Source organism: Luteibacter sp. HAY1-4A, from assembly GCF_056755355.1.
This window is the reverse complement of the sequence record NZ_JBNDHZ010000070.1, coordinates 1-15,149: the sequence shown is the minus strand read 5'-3', so window position 1 is coordinate 15,149 and position 15,149 is coordinate 1. Positions and strand designations below refer to the sequence as shown.

Here is a 15,149-nt window from a genome sequence, read left to right as displayed (position 1 = left end):
GGTCCAGCGCAGCATCGTGCAAGACGAAGGACACATTCATGCGCGAACGAGCGGCGCGCTCCACATCGTTGCGGTAGAAACCATCCGATCCGTCGATGGCCGCATACACCGTGGCCGACTTGCGTGCGTTGCGTTCGCCCATGGCCGCGAGGCCGCCTTCCTGTTCGATCCATTCGAAGGTCAGCCCCGCGAGGTACCAGCCCCAGGTGTTCGGTGTGTTCAGCATCGAGTCGTTCGCGGCCTGCTCCGCATAACGCAGGATCCGTGCGATCGATCGGGGCGGACGCGCCAGCAGGTCGTCGCGAATGATCATCAGCACGAGGCCCGACGGCCCGATGTTCTTTTGCGCGCCCGCGTAGATGAGACCGAAGCGCGACACGTCCAGCGGTGCGCCGAGGATGTTCGACGACATGTCGGCCACGAGGGGTACGCTACCCACCTCCGGAATGTCGTGAAACTCGAGACCGCGGATCGTTTCGTTCGGCGTGTAGTGCACGTACGACGCGTCCGGATTCAAACGCCACCCGGCGCGCGGCGGCAGCGTGAGGAAGTCGGTGGACTCGGACGTGGCCGCAATGCGCGCGTCGACGTGGAAAGCCGCCTCGCTCGCCGCTTTCTTGCTGAACACGCCGGTGACGATGTAGTCGGCCGAACCGCCTTCCGGTGCGAGGTTCATCGGAATCTGCGCAAAGTGCTGCGTTGCGCCGCCCTGGAGGAACAGCACCTTGTAGTTCGCTGGAATGGCAAGCAGACCGCGAAGGCGCTGCTCCGCTGCCGCGGCCAATTCCATGAAGTGCTTGCCGCGGTGGGAAAGCTCCATCACCGACGCCCCGGTGCCGTTCCAGTCGAGCATCTCGGCCTGCGCCCGCTTCAATACGGCTTCCGGCAGCGCCGCGGGACCGGCGCTGAAATTCCACGCTCTGCTCACTTCGTTCTCGCTCTCGGGGAGGTAGCCGCATTATGCCCGCACGCGAACAGCGGCAAGACGCTAGAACTGCACGAACAGGACGGCTGCGATGCCGAGCGCCAGCAACGCGGCGGTGAGGATCAGCCACCAGACATCACCACGCGGTGCTTCCGCTTCCTGCGGCGCCGCTTCGGGCTGCGGTTCGGGAGCCGCCAGGACGGGCTCGGCAGCCCACCCCGGACCTTCGACCACGAAGCGATGGGCCGCGATGCCGATCTGGTCGCCGGGCTGCAACGACGCGCGGACCGTCTTCACACCATTGACGCGGACGGCGTGGCGCGGAGGCACGCGGGAGGCATCGAGCACGAGTTCGCCATCGGCCCATGTGAGGGTGAGCAGCGCGGCGTCGTTGCCGGGAAGCTCGAGCGGCAACGCACCATGCGTGGAGCCCAGTTCCAGGCGGTCGCCGATGGCGACCACGCGCCCCGACAGGGGGCCGGCCACGGGGCGCAGAGCCACCGTGCAGCGCGACTCTGTCGGCGGAACGAATTCCCGCGCGTCGAGGTCGGCGTCGTCGCGCACCAGCATGCGGCAGTCACCCAGCGACAGGCTGTCACCGGGGCGGAGCAACGCGCGTTCGCGCACCGGGCGCGCGTTGACGTACACCCGGCCCGCTTCGGGCGCCACCTCGAGCACCAATCCGCGGCGGTCGCGGTGGATGGTGACGTGGCGACCGGCCACCTGGGCTTCGGACACGACGAGGTCGTTATCCTCCGCGCGGCCGATCGTGAGCATGGGCCGTGACCAGTGGAAATCACCGCGAGCCGAGCTGACGAATTCGATGCGCATGGAGGAACCGGGACGTTGACGACGCGACTTTAGCAGAGTGCGGTATCTGTTTGAACGGAAAGGTCTCCACCGTCGTTCAGTCGACGCCCTGCTAGACTCCGCGCCTTTACCGGAACGAGGGACCCAACCATGGCGAAGATCGACATCCGCCGCCCCCACGGCACGACGGTGGAAAACGCCCGGGCCGTCGTCGAGAAGGTCGCCGCCCGCATGCGCGAGAAGTTCGGCACGGAAGGTACATGGCAGGGCGACACCCTCACTTTCGCGCGCTCCGGCGTGAAAGGGGCGATCGCCGTGTCCGCCTCCGATGTCCACGTCACGGCGGAACTGGGAATGCTCCTGTCGCCGCTGCGGGGCACCATCGAGGACGAGATCCGGAAGAAGCTGGACGAGCAGTTCGGCTGAACACGGCCCCGCGCGGACCCGGCTTGGTGGCCGGGCCCGCTCCTCTGTGGCATACTAAGGGACTTATGCGGCCATTCCGGCCGTTCATGCCGACCCGGGACACATGGCAAAAGACGACGTCATCGAAATGGAAGGTACGGTCCTGGAGACCCTGCCCAACACCATGTTCCGCGTGCAGCTCGAGAACGGGCACGTCATTACCGCCCATATCTCCGGCCGTATGCGCAAGCATTACATCCGCATCCTCACAGGCGACAAGGTGAAGGTCGAAATGACCCCTTACGACCTGACCAAGGGGCGCATCACGTACCGTATGAAGTAAGGCGCAAGGCGCCGGCTTCACGGGACGAAAAAAAAGCCGCGGCTCGCACCGCGGCTTTTTGTTTGTGTGGGAGCCGCTTCAGCGGCGATGGGTGCTCGCGGCAAGCGTGCCCGCCGCCGCGGGATCGCCGGCATAGCCGGCTCCCACAACAGAGCGGAGGTTCCTTACGCCTCCGCCGTCGCCGGCTCCGCCGACTCCGTTTCCACGTGCAGCTCGTCGTCGGCCACCGACAACGTGACCTTGCCGCCTTCCGCCAGCTTGCCGAACAGCAACTCGTCGGCCAGGGCACGCTTCACCTTGTCCTGGATGACGCGGGCCATCGGACGGGCACCCATCTGCGGATCGAAACCGTGCTCGGCCAACCAGCGGCGGGCATCCGGCGTCACGTCGACGCTCACCTTCTTCTCGGCCAGCTGGGCTTCCAGCTCGATCAGGAACTTGTCGACCACGCGCAGGATATGGTCGAAGTCCAGGGCGTTGAACTGGATGACCGCGTCGAGGCGGTTGCGGAACTCCGGCGTGAACATGCGGCGGATGGTCTCCATCGCGTCCAGGGAATGGTTCTGCTTCACGAACCCGATGCCGCGCCGCGACGCCAGCTGTGCGCCGGCATTCGTGGTCATCACGATGATCACGTTCTTGAAGTTCGCCTCGCGCCCGTTCGTATCGGTGAGCACGCCGCGGTCCATGACCTGAAGCAGAATGTTGTAGACGTCCGGATGGGCCTTCTCGATCTCGTCCAGCAGCAGCACGCAATGCGGATGCTTGGTGATCTGCTCGGTGAGCAGGCCACCCTGGTCGAAGCCAACGTAGCCCGGGGGCGCACCGACCAGGCGCGACACCGAATGCGCTTCCATGTACTCGGACATGTCGAAGCGAACCATCTCGATGCCCAATTGCATGGCTAGCTGACGGGTCACTTCCGTCTTGCCGACACCCGTGGGGCCGGCGAGCAGGAAGCTGCCGATGGGCTTGGACGGATCGCCCAGGCCCGAACGCGCCATCTTGATCGACGAGGCGAGGGCCTCGATGGCCGCGTCCTGGCCGAACACCACCATTTTCAGGTTGCGCTCGAGGTTGCGCAGCACGTCGCGATCCGACGCCGAGACCTGCTTGGCGGGAATGCGCGCCATCTTGGCCACGATGTACTCGATTTCGGGCACATCGACCTTCCCGGTGCGCTCGTCCTCGGGCAGCAGCCGCTGCCGTGCGCCGGCCTCGTCGATCACGTCGATGGCCTTGTCCGGCAGCAGGCGGTCGGGGATGTGCTTGACCGAGAGGTCCACGGCCGCGCGCAGGGCTTCACCGGTGTACTCCACCGAGTGGTGCTCTTCGAACCGGCTCTTCAGGCCGCGCAGGATCTCGATGGAATCGGCCACGGTGGGCTCGACCACGTCGATCTTCTGGAAGCGGCGAGCCAGGGCGCGGTCCTTTTCGAACACGCCGCGGAATTCCTGGAACGTGGTGGAACCGATGCAGCGCAGCTCCCCCGACGCAAGCATGGGCTTGATCAGGTTGGAGGCGTCCATGGTGCCGCCCGACGCCGAGCCCGCACCGATGATGGTGTGGATCTCGTCGATGAACAGGATGGCGTTCGGCTGCTTCTTGAGCTGGCCGATCACGGCCTTGAGGCGCTTCTCGAAATCGCCGCGGTATTTGGTGCCCGCGACCAGCGCGCCGAGGTCCAGCGACCAGATAGTGCAGTCTTCCAGCACTTCCGGCACCTGGCCTTCGACGATGCGCTTGGCCAGGCCCTCGGCCAGGGCCGTCTTGCCCACGCCCGCCTCACCCACGTACAGCGGGTTGTTCTTGCGGCGGCGGCAGAGCACCTGGATGGTGCGCTCGACCTCGTCCTGGCGACCGATCAGGGGGTCGATCTTGCCCTGGATGGCCAGTTCGTTCAGGTTCGAGGCGTATTCGCTGAGCGGATTGCCCTTGCCTTCGCCGCCTTCCTCACCGTCGCGCTCGGCGTTCGGGGCAGCTGCGGCTGACTCGTCGCCGATCTTGGCGATACCGTGCGAGATGTAGTTGACGACGTCCAGGCGGGTGATCTCCTGCTGGTGCAGGAAGTACACCGCGTGGGAGTCCTTCTCGCCGAAGATGGCCACGAGCACGTTGGCGCCGGTGACTTCCTTACGGCCCGACGACTGCACGTGGTACACGGCACGCTGGAGCACGCGCTGGAAGCCCAGGGTGGGCTGGGTATCGCGCTCGTCGCCTGCCGGCAGCACCGGCACCGTCTCGGCGACGATCCGCTGCAGGTCCGCGGCCAGGCGCGGCAGGTCCACCCCACAGGCACGCAGGGCGGCCAGGGCGGATGTGTTTTCCGTGAGGGCAAGCAGCAGGTGCTCCACGGTCATGAATTCGTGGCGCTGCTCACGGGCCTGCTTGTAGCAGTGCCCGATGGTGACTTCTAGATCCTTGCTGAACATACGGACCGTCTCCGATAGCTGTGGGCGGCGGGGACCAGCCCCTTGTCAATGCCGCATGAACTCCAGATGGGGGATCGGCTACATCTTTTCCATAGTGCACAACAGCGGGTGCTGATGAGACCGTGAGTACTCGTTGACCTGGGTCACCTTCGTTTCTGCCACCTCCCGGGTGAACACGCCGCAGACGCCCTTCCCCCGCGTATGGACATGGAGCATCACCTGCACCGCCCGCTCCTGGTCCATGCCGAAGAAACTGCGCAGCACCTCGATCACGAAGTCCATCGGCGTGAAGTCGTCGTTCAGCAGGACGACCTGGAACAGCGGCGGCCTTGCCGTTTCCGGCCTGGAGGTTTCGATGGCAAGGCCATGGCCGCGATCGCTTTCCTGTTCGTGTTCGTGTTCTTGGGACATTAATTCGGAGCCTTCGATACGCGATTCGTTTATACACCGGATTCCGGCGCACTTTCGGGTCGCAACCACAAGTGATGGCACAATAGGCCTTTTTCCAGAGCGCTATTCCCTTAAGCCGATGCCGCAGACCATTCCCTCCAGCGGAACCGTGTGGTGCCCCCGGGTCACGGTGGCCTGTGTCATAGCCCGTGGCGACCGTTTCCTCATCGTGGAAGAGGAAGCGCTGGGCCGCCTCGCGTACAACCAGCCCGCCGGACATCTCGACCCGGGCGAGACGCTGCAGGCCGCCGCCGTACGGGAGACACTGGAGGAAACGGGACACCACGTGGCCCTGGATGCATTCCTCGGCGTCTGGCAGTGGACCAGTTCCGAGCATGGCGAACAGGTACTTCGCTTCGCCTTTGCCGGACACGTGCTGTCGCACGATCCGTCCCGGCCCCTCGACAAGGGCATCCACCGCGCCCTCTGGCTGCGCCGGGACGAGGTAGAGGCGCTTGGCGATCGCCTGCGCACGCCACTCGTGCTGCATGCCATCGACACCTGGCTGGACGGGCGGCGACTGCCCCTGGACACCGTGTCCAGCCTGCTTCCGGGCGCACAGTCGTGAAGGTGGTCCTCGGCGTCTCCGGCGGCGTCGATTCCTCGGTCGCGGCCCTCCTGCTCCAGCGGGCGGGGCACGAGGTCGAGGGCATGTTCATGCAGAACTGGGAAGAAGACGACCGCTCCGGCCCCTGCACCACCGACCAGGACCGCAAGGACGCCGTCGCCGTGTGCGGCCGCCTGGGCATCCCCTTCCATGCGCGAAATTTTGCGGGCGAGTACTGGGACGGGGTGTTCGCCTATTTCCTCGCCGAATATGCGGCGGGGCGCACCCCGAATCCCGACGTGCTGTGCAACCGGGAGATCAAGTTCAAGACGTTCCTGGAGCACGCGCAGGCCCTGGGCGCGGAGAAGATCGCCACCGGCCATTATGCGCGGGTGGATTTCCGCGACGGCCGTTACCGCCTGCTGCGCGCCGTCGATGCGGCGAAGGACCAGAGCTACTTCCTTCACGCCCTGGGCCAGCGGCAGTTGGCAGCCACCTTGTTTCCCGTGGGCGAGATCGAAAAGCCACGCGTGCGGGAGATGGCCCGCGAGGCCGCCCTGCCCACGCATGCGAAGAAGGACTCGACCGGCATCTGCTTCATCGGGGAGCGCGACTTCCGCGCGTTCCTCGCGCAGTACCTGCCCGCCAAGCCCGGCGCCATGGTCGATCCCGACGGGCGCACCATCGGAGAACACCAGGGCGTGATGTATTACACGCTGGGCCAGCGCAACGGCCTGGGCATCGGCGGCCGCGCGGACGCTCCGAACGAACCGTGGTATGTGGTGGGCAAGGACGTCCCCACGAATACACTGATCGTGGCGCAGGGCGGCGAAAACCGCTGGCTGCAATCCACTCGCCTCGAAGCCACCGATGTCACCTGGGTCGCCGCGGAACCGCCTGCCCTCGCCTTTCGTTGCACGGCAAAGACACGCTATCGGCAGGCCGACCAGGCGTGCACGGTGGAAGTGCGCGGCGATGTCCTGCACGTTGCCTTCGACGAGCCGCAGCGCGCCGTGACACCCGGCCAGTCGGTGGTGCTTTACGACGGCGAGGCCTGCCTCGGCGGGGCCGTGATCGCCGCCACCGACGCGCCTTATGGCGGACTTGCCGCATGACCCGCAAAGCGCAACATCCCTTCTCTTCCGAGCTCTACGAATGAACGAAGAACGCGTCCTCGCCCTGGCTGGCGTTTTCCAGGGTGCCGCCCTCGCCCAGCAACTGGCCACCGACGGCCGCTGCGACGAGGCGGCGTTCGAGAGCAGCCTTGCCAGCGTGTTCCGCATCGACGCGGATTCGGTGGCTTCCGTGTATGGCGGCGTGTCCGGCGTCCGCCGTGGACTGCGTACGCTGGTGGCGCAGTTCGAGGAACAGACGCGCGACGTCGCGGTGATGCGCATGGCGGTGACGGTGCTGCGCCTCGAGCGCTCGCTGTCGCGCAATCGGCCCCTGCTCGATCGCCTGCGCGAAGGCATCGTGTCCGCGCAGCGCCAGGTCGAGCACTTTGGACTCGAACATCCGAACGTCGCGGCGCGGCTGGCCGAGTTGTACGCGTCCACCCTTTCCACGCTGAAACCACGCGTCATGGTCACCGGCACCCCGGCCTACCTGCAGCAGAAGGGAAACGTGGACAAGGTACGCGCCGCGCTGCTGGCATCCGTGCGCTCGGCGGTGTTGTGGCACCAGCTGGGTGGCAGGCAGTGGCAGTTGCTGATCTATCGCAAGCAATGCGCGATGCTGGCCCGCGGCCTGCTGACCGGCTCCACCCTCGACGACGGCGGCTGAAACGAGCCGCCCTTGTGGGAGCCGGCTATGCCGGCGATCCCGCGGCAGCGGCGCGGTTTGTCGCGAGCACCCATCGCCGCTGAAGCGGCTCCCACACGAAACCTGTTCAGGCTCGCGCGGCGTCGAGGCCCGGGATTTTCTCCGCCAGCGCGCGCAAGAGTTCGCCGAAGCCGGCGAGGTCTTCCCGCCAGGGCGTGGCACTGCGCCAGTAAAGCGAGATGTGCCGCCCCGGCCGCGCGCCCTCCACGGCCGCGAGCACCACGTTCGGAATCGAGCCCAGCCGCTCGTGCGCCAGGATCGGCACCAGTGTGTAGCCACCGCGCAGCGCGACCAGGGTGGCGAGGCTCTCGATGCTGAGGTCCTGGATGCGTTCCGGGCGCGCGGGGCCCGCCATGCCCAGGTCGGACACGCCGCTGCCGTGGCTTTCGGCCATGAGCGTGGCCTCCGCCGCATCCAGCTCGCCCAGCGCGATCGATGCACGCCCGGCCAGCGGATGTGCGGCATGCAGCATCAGTTCGTACGGCTCGAAGAAGAGCGCCGTGGCCTCCAGGCCCGTGACCGTCGTCGCCGGAGGCGCCAGCACGGCGTCGAGTTCGCCCTCGTGCAGCCGGCGCAGAAGACCCCGCGGCTTTCCTTCGGAGATGGTGAGCCGCGCGCCGGGGAAGCGCTGCGGGAACGGCTCGATGAAATGCGGCAGGAGATACGGCCCGAGGGTGGAAGGGACACCCAGCCGCAGTTCGCCGCCGAAGGCGACATCGCCGGCGCGAGCGGCATGTTCGAGATGCTCCGCCGACGCCAGCACGTCTTCGATGTATCCCAGCAGGCGCTGCCCGCTGGCCGTCGGCACCACGCGCCGGCCGCCCCGTTCAAACAGTGGCGCCCCCAGGGCCTGTTCCACCTTCTGCACCTGGTGGGACAGCCCGGAGGGGCTGATGTACATGGCCCGGGCGGCGCTGTTGAAGCTGCCTTCCCGCGCAACGGCCTGCACCAGGGCGAGGTCGCGCAGGGAAACGGACGACAAGGCCATCGAAATCATCGAACGCTGCGTGCCATCAAATGCGTTTGCGCCCACGATCCGCCGCCCTCATCCTTTTCGCGCCCAGAATTCTCGCGGCATTCGCCGCGGACCGGCCATTCTAGCCACAGCCGGTCTCATGGCGGTCGCACTCGAACGGCAGACTGCGCGATAATCGACGCCTTTGGCGGCCCGCAAAGGCCGGCCCGGCCTCCCCAGCTTAAGAACCACGCCAGGAGTACAGCATGAAAGACTCGTTCTCAGTCCGAGACAGTATCGAAGTCAACGGCAAGCGCCACACCATCGCCAGCCTGGCCAAGTTCGGCGACAAGTTCGACATCAAGCGCCTGCCCTACTCCATGAAGATCCTGCTGGAGAACCTGCTCCGCCAGGAAGACGGCGTGAACGTCACCTCGAAGGAAATCGAGGCCGTCGCCAAGTGGGACGCCAAGGCCGAGCCGGACACCGAGATCTCCTTCATGCCCGCCCGCGTGGTCCTGCAGGACTTCACCGGTGTGCCCTGCGTGGTCGACCTGGCGGCCATGCGCGACGCCGTGGTGAAGCTGGGCGGCGACCCGAACAAGATCAACCCGCTGGCCCCCGCCGAACTGGTCATCGACCATTCGGTGCAGGTGGATGCCTTCGGCTCGGAAAGCGCGCTGGAAGAGAACGTCGCCATCGAGTTCGAGCGCAACCAGGAGCGTTACTCGTTCCTGCGCTGGGGCCAGAAGGCCTTCAACAACTTCAAGGTCGTGCCGCCGCGCACGGGTATCGTCCACCAGGTGAACCTGGAGAACCTCGCCCGCGTCGTCTTCACCAACGAAGTGAACGGCGAGTCGTTCGCCTATCCGGATACCGTGTTCGGTACCGACTCGCACACCACCATGATCAATGGCCTCGGCGTGCTGGGCTGGGGCGTGGGCGGCATCGAGGCCGAGGCCGCCATGCTGGGCCAGCCGTCGTCCATGCTCATCCCGCAGGTCGTCGGCTTCCGCCTCACCGGCAAGCTGTCAGAAGGCGTGACCGCCACCGACCTCGTGCTCACCGTCACGCAGATGCTGCGCAAGCTCGGCGTCGTGGGCAAGTTCGTCGAGTTCTTCGGCAGCGGCCTGCAGAACCTGCCGCTGGCCGACCGCGCCACCATCGCCAACATGGCCCCGGAATACGGCGCCACCTGCGGCATCTTCCCGATCGACCAGGAAGCGCTGAACTACATGCGCCTGTCGGGCCGCGAAGAAGGCCAGATCGCCCTGGTCGAAACCTATGCCAAGGCCCAGGGCCTCTGGCACGACGCCAACACGCCGGAGCCGGAATTCACCACCGTGCTCGAACTCGACCTCGCCGACGTCAAGCCGTCGCTGGCCGGCCCGAAGCGTCCGCAGGACCGTGTGCTGCTGGAAGGCGTGAAGCAGAGCTTCCTCGACGCCGTGGGCCCGCTCACCTCCAACCGCAAGCCGAAGAACGGCGACGTCTCCCGCTTCAACAACGAAGGTGGCGCCACGGCCGTCGGCAACGAGGCCAACAAGGTCGACGAAGACGGCGTGCTGGTGGAGAAGGACGGCAAGTCCTTCCGCCTCAACGACGGTTCGGTGGTCATCGCCGCCATCACCTCGTGCACCAACACCTCCAACCCGGCCGTGATGCTCGCCGCCGGCCTCGTGGCGAAGAAGGCCGCGGCGCGCGGCCTCACCTCGAAGCCGTGGGTGAAGCCCTCGCTCGGACCGGGTTCGCTCGTGGTCACCGAGTACCTGAAGAAGACCGGCCTGCTCGAGGAACTCGAGAAGGTGAACTTCTACGTGGTCGGCTATGGCTGCACCACCTGCATCGGCAACTCCGGTCCGCTGCCGGCCGAGATCAGCAAGGGCATTGCCGAGGGCGACCTCGCCGTGGCTTCCGTGCTGTCGGGCAACCGCAACTTCGAAGGCCGCGTGCATCCGGAAGTGAAAATGAACTACCTGGCCTCGCCGCCGCTGGTAGTCGCCTACGCGCTGGCCGGCACGCTCAACATCGACCTGACGAAGGATCCGATCGCCAACGGCAGCGATGGCAAGCCGGTTTACCTGAAGGACATCTGGCCGACCAACCAGGAAGTGTCCGACGCCATCGCCGGCGCCATCAGCCCGCAGATGTTCAAGGACAGCTACGCCGACGTCTTCAAGGGCGACAGCCGCTGGAACGCCATCGCCTCGCCGGACGGCAAGACCTACGCGTGGGACGATTCCACGTACATCAAGAACCCGCCCTACTTCGACGGCATGAGCCCCGAGGCCGGCACCATCGAGGACATTCACGGCGCCCGCGCCATGGGCATCTTCGGCGACTCCATCACCACCGACCACATCTCACCGGCCGGTTCGATCAAGAAGGACAGCCCGGCGGGCCGCTTCCTGATCTCCAAGGGCGTGGAGCCGAAGGACTTCAACTCCTACGGTTCGCGTCGCGGCAACGACGACGTGATGGTGCGCGGCACCTTCGCCAACATCCGCATCAAGAACCTGATGCTGGATGGCGTCGAGGGCGGCTACACGAAGTACATCCCGACCGGCGAGCAGATGGCCATCTACGATGCCGCCATGAAGTACAAGGCGGACGGCACGCCGCTGGTGGTGCTGGCCGGCAAGGAATACGGCACGGGCTCGTCGCGTGACTGGGCGGCCAAGGGCACGCTGCTCCTTGGCGTGAAGGCCGTGATCGCCGAGAGCTTCGAACGCATCCATCGCTCCAACCTGGTCGGCATGGGTGTGCTGCCCTGCCAGTTCATGGATGGCGAGAACGCGCAGACGCTGGGCCTGAAGGGCGACGAAGTGTTCGATATCACCGGCCTGGAAGGCGGCGAGTCGAAGCGTGCCACCGTCACGGCCACGCGTCCCGACGGTTCGGTCAAGAGCTTCACCGTGAAGGTGCTTCTGCTGACCCCGAAGGAGCGCGAGTTCTTCCGCCACGGCGGCATCCTGCAGTATGTGCTTCGCCAGCTGGCGAAGGCGGCCTGATAAGCCCACGAAGAACGCCCCGGGAAACCGGGGCGTTTTTTCTTGAGCGCTTTTTCTGGAAGCCTGCTTTGTGTGGGAGCCGCTTCAGCGGCGATGGGTGCTCGACGCGAGCTTGCCCGCTTCCGCGGGATCGCCGCTGAAGCGGCTCCCACAGGGATCTGCAAGGCTCTCTACAACGCGCGTTTCCAGGTGGCCGTGAAGCAGCGCCATTCGCCATCGTCCTTCCGCCAGCCGGTTTCCACCTCGTAGGCGCCCGCGTTGTCGGGAAGCACGCCTGCCCCGGCGGTGAGCGTGACCGTGAAGGTCGCGATCATCCGGTCGCCACGCCGCTCCACCTCGGTCGGGCCCATCAGCACATGGATCTTTTGACCACGTACCGCATATGCGCGAACGAGGTTGGCCAGCGAACGGCGGTCGAGCGCCCCGGTGTTGCCGTCGAAATCCTCCGTCAGGGCGTCCACCGTACCGCCCGCCCTTCCTGCTTCGGCCGCTTCCGCGGTGGCCGCGATCGCATCGCGCACCCGCGTCTCGTCGGGCGCATGACGACACGCCACGAGACTCGTCAATAGCAGGCAAGACAGCAGTTTTCCCATCGTCCACATTGTCGTTTCACCCATCGCCGGAGCCGCTGCGATGCGGCTTGCCGCTGTACGCACGCGTATGCTCCAATGCCTCGCGACCGCACGACGACCGTGCGCGAGCTACTTTCCTGGAGTCCGTCCGATTCATGAGCATCGAGCGTCCGTGGCTTGACCACTACCCGGCCGGCATTCCAGCCGACATCGACGTCAACGAATACCGCTCCATTGCGGCCGTCCTCGAAGGATCCTTTCAGAAATTTCGTGACCGCCCGGCGTTCGCGAATTTCGGCAAGGTCCTCACCTACGGGCAGATCGACGAACTCTCCCGGGCCTTCGCCGGTTACCTTTCGGGCGAACTCGGCCTGAAGAAGGGCGACCGCCTGGCGATCATGTTGCCGAACCTGCTGCAGTACCCCATCGCGCTGTTCGGCGCTCTGCGGCTCGGCTTGACCGTAGTGAACACGAATCCGCTGTACACCGCGCGAGAACTGCATCACCAACTGGAAGATTCGGGCGCGAAGGCGCTCCTGGTCCTGGACAACTTCGCGGCCACCGCCCAGCACGCACTGGACGGCACCAAGGTTCAGCACGTCATCACCACCGCCGTCGGCGACATGGTGGGCTTCCCGAAGGGCAACATCATCAACTTCGTGGTGAAGAGCATCCGCAAGGAAGTGCCCGCCTTCGACCTGCCCCGCGCCGTGCGCTTCCGCAGCGCGCTGGAACGCGGCAAGGCCCATCCGCTGCCGGCCGTGGACATCGGGCACGACGACATCGCTTTCCTGCAGTACACCGGCGGCACGACGGGCGTGGCCAAGGGCGCCATGCTCACCCACCGCAACATGATCGCGAACATGCTGCAGACGCGTCCCTGGGTCGCGGGCCACGCCACGCCGGGCGACGAAACGATCATCACGGCGCTGCCGCTGTACCACATCTTCTCGCTCACGGTGAATTGCCTCATCTTCACCAGCCTGGGCGGCCTGAACCACCTCATCACCAATCCGCGCGACATGCGTGGCTTCGTCAAGGAACTGAGGAAAACCTCGTTCACCGCCATCACCGGCGTCAACACGCTGTTCAACGGCCTGTTGAACACCCCCGGCTTCGACCAGGTCGACTTCACCCGCCTGCACCTGAGCATGGCGGGCGGCATGGCGCTGCAGCGCAGCGTGGCGGAGCGCTGGAAGAAAGTGACCGGCCACCCGATCATCGAGGGCTACGGCCTTACCGAAACCTCGCCGGTGGCGTTTGCCAACCGCGTCGACATCAAGGACTACACGGGCTCCATCGGCTATCCGATTCCCGGCACCGACGCGCAGATCCGCGACGAGGACGGCAAGGTGCTCCCCGTCGGCGAGGTGGGCGAACTTTGCATCCGTGGCCCGCAGGTGATGAAGGGCTACTGGAGCCAGCCGGAAGAAACCTCGAAGGTGCTCGACGCCGACGGCTGGTTGCGCACCGGCGACCTTGCCCGCATGGATGAGACCGGCCAGGCGTTCATCGTGGATCGCAAGAAGGACATGATCCTGGTGTCCGGCTTCAACGTGTACCCGAACGAGATCGAAGACATCGTCATGCACCACCCCGGCGTGGCCGAGGTCGCGGCCGTGGGCGTCGACGACGAACACTCGGGCGAAGTGGTGAAGATCTTCGTGGTACGCAAGGACCCGTCCCTGACGGTCGAGGCGCTGAAGGAGTATTGCCGGGAGAACCTCACCGGCTACAAGCGTCCCAAGCAGATCGAATTCCGCGACTCCCTGCCGAAATCGAACGTGGGCAAGATCCTTCGCCGCGAACTCCGCGACGAGGAGCGGAAGAAGAAGCAATCAGCCTGACCGCTGTTCCGCTGAGGCGTGCTCCTGTGGGAGCCGCTTCAGCGGCGATCCCGCGGCAGCGGGCAAGCTTGCGGCGAGCACCCATTCGCCGCTGAAGCGGCTCCTACACAAAGCCGTCCGCTAGTCGTCCTTCCAGGCTTCCAGCGTGTCGGCATAGCCACCCAGCAACTCCCACAACGAGGCCTGCTTGTCCTCAGGGATGAGCGTGTACTCCATGCCGATCTGACGCGCGGACACCCGGGCCACCGAGGCCTCGAGGTGGATATGCAGGTCGTGCCCGAAGATCATGTCGAGGATCCAGGTCTGGCCGGGCTCGCCGCGCCAGCCCAGCGGACGGCGCAGGAGCGCCCCCGTGGCCGAGATGTCCACCAGATCGGTAGGGTGCGCTTCGCCGCCCCGGCTCATGAGAACCGCGGTCTGCACCCGCATTCGCGCGTGGCGATAACGGGTATTGGGATCGTCCCTATTATTTGACATCAGCTTCTCCACCCATCCCGATACCTCGTCCTTGCCTGTCGTGATCGGCATGACGCACCTCGCCCACTTACGTTCCGTGTCACAAACGGACACATTAGCGCAGCCTGGATGACGTATGCATATGACTGCTGTCACTCGTTCCCGCGCGTTTTCAGCACACCCGCCCGAACCAGCGCCCCGGCACCGAAGCGCCCGTTGATCAGGTCCTGCACACCGTCGGAAAGCTTGTCCGATACCGGCGCGGCGAACATGTCCTGCTGCTCGTCGCCGTGCCTGGCGTCGAAACCCGACAGCGTCACCCCCAACAATCGCAATCTCGGCCGGGGATGCTGGTTCCACCAGACCTGAAGCAAGCGCCGTGCCACGGCGTAGATATCGGGCGTCGCGTTGCCGGGAACGGGCAACTGGGCCTGCCGGCTGTGGGTGGTGAACGGGGGCTCGCGCAGCTTCACGGACACCGTCCGGGCGCTCACGCCGCGGGACCGGGCCCGGGCCCCCACTTTTTCGCACTGCCGCAGCAGCCAGGCTTCGGCAATGGGCAGTTCCTCCAGGTC

Annotated in this window: 15 protein-coding genes; 7 read left to right on the top strand and 8 right to left on the bottom strand. The window is 65.8% G+C overall.

The window, feature by feature from the left end; genetic code table 11:
- Both serC and ACPYOD_RS17890 read right to left on the bottom strand, forming a co-directional pair.
- On the bottom strand, positions 1-928 hold a 928-nt coding region (gene serC / locus ACPYOD_RS17895; protein WP_481303063.1), incomplete at its 3' end, for a 3-phosphoserine/phosphohydroxythreonine transaminase.
- Positions 929-988: 60 nt separating this feature from the next.
- Entirely contained in the window at positions 989-1,756 is a 768-nt protein-coding gene (locus ACPYOD_RS17890; RefSeq protein ID WP_481303062.1) for an FHA domain-containing protein, read from the bottom strand.
- A 129-nt stretch (positions 1,757-1,885) separates the two neighbouring features.
- Between ACPYOD_RS17890 and ACPYOD_RS17885 the strand changes: the two genes are divergently transcribed.
- Together ACPYOD_RS17885 and infA are read left to right on the top strand one after the other, a co-directional pair.
- Positions 1,886-2,161, top strand: coding sequence for a polyhydroxyalkanoic acid system family protein (locus ACPYOD_RS17885; RefSeq protein WP_481290045.1), 276 nt, complete (start codon positions 1,886-1,888; stop codon positions 2,159-2,161).
- A 103-nt stretch (positions 2,162-2,264) separates the two neighbouring features.
- Positions 2,265-2,483 (top strand): translation initiation factor IF-1, encoded by a 219-nt coding sequence (gene infA, locus ACPYOD_RS17880; protein WP_072323067.1) that lies wholly within the window; start codon positions 2,265-2,267, stop codon positions 2,481-2,483.
- Between the two features lie 164 nt (positions 2,484-2,647).
- Here infA and clpA read toward each other — a convergent pair whose 3' ends face one another.
- Positions 2,648-4,915, bottom strand: a complete 2,268-nt coding sequence (gene clpA, locus ACPYOD_RS17875) for an ATP-dependent Clp protease ATP-binding subunit ClpA (RefSeq protein WP_481303061.1) — start codon at positions 4,913-4,915, stop codon at positions 2,648-2,650.
- A 78-nt stretch (positions 4,916-4,993) separates the two neighbouring features.
- A complete protein-coding gene (gene clpS / locus ACPYOD_RS17870; protein ID WP_481303060.1) occupies positions 4,994-5,326 on the bottom strand; it encodes an ATP-dependent Clp protease adapter ClpS in 333 nt (110 codons plus the stop codon).
- A 118-nt stretch (positions 5,327-5,444) separates the two neighbouring features.
- Here clpS and ACPYOD_RS17865 point away from each other — a divergent pair, with 118 nt between their 5' ends.
- Genes ACPYOD_RS17865 through hflD form a run of 3 tightly spaced genes read left to right on the top strand, consistent with a single transcriptional unit; the run spans position 5,445 to position 7,694 of the window.
- A complete protein-coding gene (locus ACPYOD_RS17865; RefSeq protein ID WP_481303059.1) occupies positions 5,445-5,933 on the top strand; it encodes an NUDIX hydrolase in 489 nt (162 codons plus the stop codon).
- Positions 5,930-7,027 carry a tRNA 2-thiouridine(34) synthase MnmA gene (gene mnmA / locus ACPYOD_RS17860; protein ID WP_481303058.1) on the top strand — a complete coding sequence of 366 codons (1,098 nt, stop codon included), beginning with the start codon at positions 5,930-5,932 and terminating at the stop codon, positions 7,025-7,027. Before ACPYOD_RS17865 ends, mnmA begins: the two co-directional genes overlap by 4 nt.
- A 40-nt stretch (positions 7,028-7,067) precedes the next feature.
- Positions 7,068-7,694, top strand: a complete 627-nt coding sequence (gene hflD, locus ACPYOD_RS17855) for a high frequency lysogenization protein HflD (protein WP_481303057.1) — start codon at positions 7,068-7,070, stop codon at positions 7,692-7,694.
- Between the two features lie 106 nt (positions 7,695-7,800).
- Here the strand turns inward: hflD and ACPYOD_RS17850 are convergent, their stop codons facing one another.
- A complete protein-coding gene (locus ACPYOD_RS17850) occupies positions 7,801-8,730 on the bottom strand; it encodes a LysR family transcriptional regulator (protein ID WP_481303056.1) in 930 nt (309 codons plus the stop codon).
- Positions 8,731-8,954: 224 nt separating this feature from the next.
- Between ACPYOD_RS17850 and acnA the strand changes: the two genes are divergently transcribed.
- Positions 8,955-11,699 carry an aconitate hydratase AcnA gene (gene acnA, locus ACPYOD_RS17845; protein ID WP_481303055.1) on the top strand — a complete coding sequence of 915 codons (2,745 nt, stop codon included), beginning with the start codon at positions 8,955-8,957 and terminating at the stop codon, positions 11,697-11,699.
- Positions 11,700-11,869: 170 nt separating this feature from the next.
- Here acnA and ACPYOD_RS17840 read toward each other — a convergent pair whose 3' ends face one another.
- Entirely contained in the window at positions 11,870-12,253 is a 384-nt protein-coding gene (locus ACPYOD_RS17840) for a nuclear transport factor 2 family protein (RefSeq protein ID WP_481303054.1), read from the bottom strand.
- A 173-nt stretch (positions 12,254-12,426) separates the two neighbouring features.
- On the opposite strand from ACPYOD_RS17840, the gene ACPYOD_RS17835 reads away from it, so the two are divergent.
- The gene (locus tag ACPYOD_RS17835) at positions 12,427-14,118 is read left to right on the top strand and encodes an AMP-binding protein (protein ID WP_481303053.1); all 1,692 of its coding nucleotides are present in this window, start codon (positions 12,427-12,429) and stop codon (positions 14,116-14,118) included.
- Between the two features lie 120 nt (positions 14,119-14,238).
- Here ACPYOD_RS17835 and ACPYOD_RS17830 read toward each other — a convergent pair whose 3' ends face one another.
- On the bottom strand, positions 14,239-14,595 hold the full coding sequence (locus ACPYOD_RS17830) for a PilZ domain-containing protein (RefSeq protein ID WP_481303064.1): 357 nt from the start codon (positions 14,593-14,595) through the stop codon (positions 14,239-14,241).
- A gap of 131 nt (positions 14,596-14,726) precedes the next feature.
- Positions 14,727-15,149: DinB/UmuC family translesion DNA polymerase (locus ACPYOD_RS17825; RefSeq protein ID WP_481303052.1), on the bottom strand; the 423-nt coding region annotated here is incomplete at its 5' end.

Coding starts and splice junctions, on each gene's coding strand:
- ACPYOD_RS17890 (WP_481303062.1), bottom strand. CDS start 1,756: ATGCGCATCGAATTCGTCAGCTCGGCTCGCGGTGATTTCCACTGGTCA.
- ACPYOD_RS17865 (WP_481303059.1), top strand. CDS start 5,445: ATGCCGCAGACCATTCCCTCCAGCGGAACCGTGTGGTGCCCCCGGGTC.
- clpS (WP_481303060.1), bottom strand. CDS start 5,326: ATGTCCCAAGAACACGAACACGAACAGGAAAGCGATCGCGGCCATGGC.
- hflD (WP_481303057.1), top strand. CDS start 7,068: ATGAACGAAGAACGCGTCCTCGCCCTGGCTGGCGTTTTCCAGGGTGCC.
- clpA (WP_481303061.1), bottom strand. CDS start 4,915: ATGTTCAGCAAGGATCTAGAAGTCACCATCGGGCACTGCTACAAGCAG.
- ACPYOD_RS17835 (WP_481303053.1), top strand. CDS start 12,427: ATGAGCATCGAGCGTCCGTGGCTTGACCACTACCCGGCCGGCATTCCA.
- ACPYOD_RS17885 (WP_481290045.1), top strand. CDS start 1,886: ATGGCGAAGATCGACATCCGCCGCCCCCACGGCACGACGGTGGAAAAC.
- infA (WP_072323067.1), top strand. CDS start 2,265: ATGGCAAAAGACGACGTCATCGAAATGGAAGGTACGGTCCTGGAGACC.
- ACPYOD_RS17850 (WP_481303056.1), bottom strand. CDS start 8,730: ATGATTTCGATGGCCTTGTCGTCCGTTTCCCTGCGCGACCTCGCCCTG.
- ACPYOD_RS17830 (WP_481303064.1), bottom strand. CDS start 14,595: ATGTCAAATAATAGGGACGATCCCAATACCCGTTATCGCCACGCGCGA.
- acnA (WP_481303055.1), top strand. CDS start 8,955: ATGAAAGACTCGTTCTCAGTCCGAGACAGTATCGAAGTCAACGGCAAG.